Consider the following 6,547-nt stretch of genomic DNA (forward strand, 5'->3'; position numbering starts at 1 on the left):
TCGGCTATGAGTAGTTGCGTGGTTTAGCACTTAACTTTGCAAGTACACACCAAACTGAAAATCCGCGAGGATTTTCAGAAGTAGGCGAGAATAAGCAATTACATATAGCCATTGTTGTGCAACGTTATTTATTTATTTTATTTACCACGAATGAAAGTAATACATAAAACTTCCATCGCTTTTTAAATATAGTGTAAATCTTTCTCCTTCAGAATACATATGAGCAACAGTCGCAACAGAATTGTATTCCATTGGGTTTTCGGTAAAATGTAATTCGGTTAAATTTCTGTCCGACAATCCAGTAATTGACTTCTGCCAAATTGTGTTTCCGTTTTTATCTTTACTTGCAAGTATTGTTTTGTCTTTAGCTTTTGAAACAACTAAAGTTCCAAATTCAGTTTCCTGTGTTTTGATTGGTTTTAATTCCGATTTTTCTATATAGTTAACTCCGTAAAAAGGTCCGTCATCAAAAGTTGTTGTCATTTTAGGTAGATATTCCACATTTTCGACTTGAGAATAGAAGTCAGCACGTAAGAAGTCAATTTTTTCAGCGATTGATTTTTGTAGAAATTCGGTCGAGTCAATTTCTCTAATTTTCAAATAGATTTCTGAAATTTTATTAAAATAAGTTGTATCAATATTTATATTACAATTTGGATGATATTCTTTTAATTGATAGACAATCATTGGAATAATGAAATTGGTTTTAATTTCAGATTGACCTATGTCTTTAGTAAAATCCATTTTCGATAGACCGTCAAGTTCTGATTCTGGCCATTTTATAATTTCCATTTTGTCTAACCCAAAAAAGTCGAGATACTTTATTTCATAACAGTCTTTAGATTCTTGTCCGAATAAGGTCAGGTTTATAGCTAAAAATAATATTGTTAAAATTCGATTTCTCATTTTTGGTCAAATGTTGCACAACGGTTTCGTGTATGGTTAGTTGCGTGTTTAAGCACTAAAGTTAGCAAATAAATCACAGATAGAAAGTCTGAGAGGACTTTCGTAAGTAGGCTATAACTAGCAATTAATTATACACGGTGTTGTAGGTAGTTTTTATTCGATAATTTTTATTTTTTCCTTTTTCAAATCAAATATTAATTTAAATTCAAACTCTTGTTCTTTTTCTATATTTTTCAAGTCAAAACTAAAAATAGTAAATTCATATTTAGTATTATTTACTTTTTTTAATTCAGTGTAATTCTGCAAATTCCTCTTTCTCAGTTTAGCATATAATTCAGCTACTGTTTTATTAGATTGTGAAATTTCTACTGCTTTTTTTATTCGGATAATTTCAGCGAGTAAATCTGATTCAAACTTTTTCTTTGAATTTGAATATCCATTCGAATCTAAATAATTCCAAATCTTATTGTTGTGAATTTCAACACTATCAATTAAACCTTCAACAAATGAGTCTCCTGCAATTCCTTTAACTTTAAATGGCCACTCTTTTTCAATTATTTTTTCCGCATTTTGGTTCACAAAATTTCCAATACTGAAAAGAGTCCAAATTTCGAGTGTGTCATTTTTTTTCTCAATTTGAGCTAAAGTCAAATTAGAAATCAGTAAAATTAATATGTTAGTTAATATTTTCATTTAATTACCTACAACGGGTTTGTATAACCGTCAGTTACGGTTTTAAAGATAATAATTTTCGGTTAAGAACTGGCGTTAGCAATTCCGAGTGGATTCGGACGTAGTCGAATCCGCCGTAATTGCGGTTATACATTGTTAGCTGCTGGCTTTTCATTCCTTATCTTTATTTTGATAAAATTCTGGAAAACATTGCATTCCGATTGCTCCACCTCCATATTCTAAAACTACATTGTCTTTGTAATATATGTATGTACAGCCATCATTATATTGATTTATCAAGCTATCTTTCGTGTTTTTGTTGAAAATTCCATATGAAAATTTTCCCATTCCGCTTCTCTGCCAACCTATAGTTGTCGGGTTTCCACTTGATACTGAAATGCAATTTGCTTTGTCTAGTTTCTGTTTCAGATTTTTCAGGTCGTTTTTTGTCCAATTAATTACTGTTAAAAGCGAATCCGTTTTCTTTGAGTCAATATCCAAATTCCAGTTGCTTTCATAATTCCCATTTTTCTTAACGTGAAAAATTCCAAGTTCTCCATTTTCAAATTCAATTGAAATATATGTTTCAGAAGGTGTTTTTGAGTCTATAAACTTTTTGACTTCTATAATTTCGTTTTTTTTCCTTTCGAAATTGTCAATTAAGTCTTGTTTGTTATAAGAAGGACCAGTAAAAATTCCGTCAAAAGCTATATGTAAGAAAATAAAAAATCCAATAATAATGGTCAAAAATATTCCTAATATTATTTTAATTGGTTTGTTCATTTCGTTTTTCAGCTTGCAGCTAACGGTCTTGTATAACAATCAGTTGCGGATTGCTTTAAAACTAAGATAGCTAAAATTCCTGACTTTTATGCTTGCGAGGTTGTGTCCGCAGGACACAAAGCCGCAATTGTTGTTATACGGTGTTGTACGTAGTGTTTTTAATATAATGTTTTAATTAACTTTTCAACACCATAAATTAAATCTTCTCCATCTTCTTTTGTAGGCTCCTTTTCCTTATTGTGATCGCATAAATTTCTTATATCTCCTAAATGTTGAATTTTGCGCCAGTCTTTTACCTCAATTACTTCCAAAGTTTTGAGCTTATCATTATAGTCTGAAATTGAAGGATTTTTCTTTGCAATTTTGATTTTATGATTTATACAAACTTGAGCTAAATGCTTTTCTAAAACAACTCCTGCTATAGCACCAGCTCCTCTAGTAAATCCTTTTCTATTTAATTCTTTTGCTGAATCTAATTCGGAATCGAATATTTCTGCTTGAGTAATTTGTTTGATATCGAACAGGGAACTTTCGAATCTCTTCTCAACAGATTTTAGTATAGCAAATTGTTGCTCAAGTTGATTTAGTGCAGAATCTGGTCCAACAACTTTATCCTTGTAAGGTCCTCTTGTAACTATTAAACCTTGAAGATAATCTTCCATTACATAATTTCCGTGTTCTATTGACTTTCTTGTTCTTGGTTTTTCATAAAGTTTTTTAAAATCAGCAATTCTATCTGGTAATAATTGTGTCAAAAGAACTAAAGCTTCAGAATACCAAGTTTGATAATATTTTTTTACAGATTTCCGCTTTTTTTTTAAATTATCAAAATCTTTACTTTTATCTTTGAAATGTTCTTCAAATTCTTCTGGATAGCATTCAAATTGCATTGATAGAATTAAATCCTCTCCCTCAGAAATTAATTTTTTTAAATCATCTTTATATCTATCTAAATTTTTCATTTTTCTAACATTACGTACAACGGTCTAGTATAACCGTCAGTTACGGGTTAAATTAGCGATTATTTTCGGTTTGGCACTGACGTTAGCAATTCCGAGTGGATTCGGACGTAGTCGAATCCGCCGTAATTGCGGTTATACATTGTTAGGGCACGTATTTTTTTATTAATCTCCACTTTTCGTCTCTTCTATCAAGTCCTAAAAATCCGTCTGAAACACTCCAATAAATTCTTTCCACGTAATTGTCTCTTTTACTATATCGACCGTCTGATTTTAACGTTTTGACATCGTCATATTTTTTATTTTCTATAACCATTGAAGACGTCGGAATACTATCAAATCGGTTTAGGTTTATCGGATGTAATTCAGCTCCATAAAACCAAGAACCTTTCATAGTAATTCCAAAGTTTATATAAGTTTCGCCATCTTTTGATTTTACAATATGCACTAAACCTTGACCTTCCAGATATCTATCGTAATTCGGGTCAGTTGCTTTTGTAACAATTTCATAACCCTCACAATCATCTGACGAAAAGGACAAAGGGTCATAACATCCATTAAATTTACGCAATTCTTTGACGAAAATTGTGTCCATTCTATTCAAGTCAGATTTAAAAATTAAAACCTCATTTCCGTTATAAGGAATATAATTCAAATCGTTTTTGTCCACACGATAATTTCTACCACAGGAAATTAATACTATGGCAAAAAGAAAAGTCAATATTATCGAGGTTTTGTTCATATGTGCCCTAACGGTTAGTATATGAAAAGTAGGTGATTAGAAAGAACTAAACTTTCGATTAAGTACAAAGTTTGATACAAACCAAAGGCTTTGATTTCATTACTGTTCCGCCTATTTTTTATATACATTGTTATGTGGCGTTTTTTTTCATCCACCAATCAAGTCTGGTTTCCGCTTTATAGTTTTTTGTTGTAGGTTTGGTTTCCGCTCGTTCAATTTTCAATTCGTTCAAATTTGCCACTATTGACCAAATTGTACCGAATTTCTCTTTTTTTAAATTCAGGCATACACATTTGTCCGAAAGTATTTCTTTGGCTTTTTCCAAATCCATTTCTTTAACGGATTTTAAATTGTCTTTCAATCCGTTATATCTTTCCGTGCTTTTACTCCATTCCACTCCGCCACGGTCGAAAGGTTGCATTTCCTTTGTCTTAAATTCATTTGTTATGTAGATAAATCGTTCGTTTTTTTGAGGTGGTCTAACAATACTTTTTTGAGGTGCAGATTCTACTACTACTATCTCTCCGTTCTTGTCTGCAATCAAAAAGTTGTTAGCGGATGAAACTTTGGCTTTTTGAATTAATTCAATCGCTTGTTTTGTGTTTTCACAATCTTCTAAAATTTTTCTTACGATAAAATGAAAACTAATTCCAGTCTGGATTTCCGTTCCATCGACGAACGACATTGCAACAGACAGACCTTTTTCGTTAATTCCGTCCGAGCGACCAATAAAAACGTCCGATTGGCTTATGTACGAGAATTTGTCTTTAGGTGCTATTAGACTACTTTCTGTAAATTTTTTAAAATCGAAAAGCATATCATAATTCCGACCAATTATTGTGCTATCTCTGTTTTTGAAAGCAAACACGCTACATTGCCCAGTCGAATTGAAAACTCCAAGGCTCAATAAAAATGCACCTAACTTTTCAGGTTTGTCTTTGATTCCTTTGGCGAAACCTTCAATTTCATTGATAACTTCGGGATAGAATAATTTTAGGTCTTGATAAGATTCAAGTCCAAAATCCATTTTCTGTTTGCTAATTGTCGGAATTACGAAATTTGCTTTTTCGTATAGCAGTTTGCCATACTTTAATCCCATTCCGTAAAATTCTCCGTATAATCTTGGATGATACATTTTATCTCGTTGTTTTTTTTAATGCCACACGGTTACGGTTATCGCAAGTCGCGGGAGTAAGGACGCGGACTTGTCGGCTTAACCATTTCTTTCTTGGTTTCTAAAATTACACTTTTTCGGCAATTCCCGTTATTTGCGATTAACCGATGTTAGCAACTGACCGGTTATGGAAACGAAACAGAATCTTCAAAATTCACAATTTTTCTTCTGAGTTCTCTTTCATTTGTTAATACTCTACTTGCAGCATAAGTTAATTCTCTAAAATTTGATTGAATTAAGCTTGGATGTTTTACCAAATCAGTTCTTTTAAAGAATCTTATTTTTTTACATTTTTCGGAATTTAATATTTCTGATAATAATGTTTTATCTGTTGCTCCTAAACTATGACCTAAAATGTAAACCTCATAATTTGAAAATTTGTCAATAGCTTCACTACTAACTTTATCATAATTACTATTATTTAAATAATCGAAGGTTTTAAAGTATCTCAAAAACTCATCTTCTTCAAGCATTTTTATTTCTCGGTAATCATCATTTTGATCATTGCCATATCCAAATACTATTTTTCCAGAATCAAGATCTCCATGTATATGATTTATCTTATAATTTCCATTAAAAGTAACTTTATCTGTATATAATTTTAATGTGCTTGTGTAATTAAAATTAATGAAGTATACATTTCTAACATTGTGGAAATATTTTATGAAAAACTGTAATATTTTAGTATCAATTGAAATTTCAATTTTTCTTAAGTATTCAAGAACTTCCTTTTTAATTTCACTAAATTCTTTATTAATAATTCTTAACGGTCCATAATTGAATTGTTTAGTTTTATGTTTAATCGCTTGATTTTTAATTTCTACCAATTCTTTGAAATATTTGTTTTCTATGTCAAACCAGTTTTTATCTGTACTGGAATAAAGCTTCCCGAGTAATGAATTTTGAAGAATATTTCCAAGTATCTGATAATTCTCACATATATATTGCTTTAAATCCTCTGAATTACCATTTTTAGTGTATAGCCACAATGCATCTTCTACATTTTCATAATTGTACGCACTTCTTTTAGAAATCATCGCCTTTACAAATGGTCGGCGGAAAAATGTATTCTCATTATTCTTTTTAATAATTACATCTTCCAACTCTGGAATTATTTTATATTCAATATAATTATCTGCAAAATCTGAAAATTTAGTTTTGAATCCATTTGCTATATCAAAACCATTTCCTATTAGAACAATAATATTTTTTGATTGCATTTGTGAATGGTTTGTTGCCAACGGATTTGTATAACAATCAGTTGCAGATTGTTTAGAAACTAAGATAGCTAAAATTCCCGACTTTTATGCT

At 30.8% G+C, this 6,547-nt stretch carries 7 protein-coding genes; all 7 read right to left on the reverse strand.

What is annotated here, in order from left to right; all coding sequences use genetic code 11:
- Nucleotides 1–141: 141 nt before the first annotated feature.
- Complete coding sequence (locus ACN0WI_RS16785; protein ID WP_417888204.1) at nucleotides 142–906, reverse strand: hypothetical protein; 765 nt, start codon at nucleotides 904–906, stop codon at nucleotides 142–144.
- Between the two features lie 153 nt (nucleotides 907–1,059).
- On the reverse strand, nucleotides 1,060–1,599 hold the full coding sequence (locus ACN0WI_RS16790; RefSeq protein WP_417888205.1) for a hypothetical protein: 540 nt from the start codon (nucleotides 1,597–1,599) through the stop codon (nucleotides 1,060–1,062).
- A gap of 150 nt (nucleotides 1,600–1,749) precedes the next feature.
- Nucleotides 1,750–2,361, reverse strand: a complete 612-nt coding sequence (locus tag ACN0WI_RS16795) for a hypothetical protein (protein ID WP_417888206.1) — start codon at nucleotides 2,359–2,361, stop codon at nucleotides 1,750–1,752.
- A 158-nt stretch (nucleotides 2,362–2,519) separates the two neighbouring features.
- Nucleotides 2,520–3,323, reverse strand: a complete 804-nt coding sequence (locus tag ACN0WI_RS16800) for a hypothetical protein (RefSeq protein ID WP_417888207.1) — start codon at nucleotides 3,321–3,323, stop codon at nucleotides 2,520–2,522.
- A gap of 142 nt (nucleotides 3,324–3,465) precedes the next feature.
- Entirely contained in the window at nucleotides 3,466–4,062 is a 597-nt protein-coding gene (locus tag ACN0WI_RS16805; RefSeq protein WP_417888208.1) for a hypothetical protein, read from the reverse strand.
- 130 nt (nucleotides 4,063–4,192) lie between these two features.
- Nucleotides 4,193–5,197 carry a C45 family autoproteolytic acyltransferase/hydolase gene (locus ACN0WI_RS16810; RefSeq protein WP_417888209.1) on the reverse strand — a complete coding sequence of 335 codons (1,005 nt, stop codon included), beginning with the start codon at nucleotides 5,195–5,197 and terminating at the stop codon, nucleotides 4,193–4,195.
- 164 nt (nucleotides 5,198–5,361) lie between these two features.
- Entirely contained in the window at nucleotides 5,362–6,456 is a 1,095-nt protein-coding gene (locus ACN0WI_RS16815) for an AbiH family protein (RefSeq protein ID WP_417888210.1), read from the reverse strand.
- Nucleotides 6,457–6,547 lie beyond the last annotated feature (91 nt).

This window comes from Zunongwangia sp. (assembly GCF_048269745.1).
In the GTDB taxonomy this organism is placed as follows: Bacteria; Bacteroidota; Bacteroidia; order Flavobacteriales; family Flavobacteriaceae; genus Zunongwangia.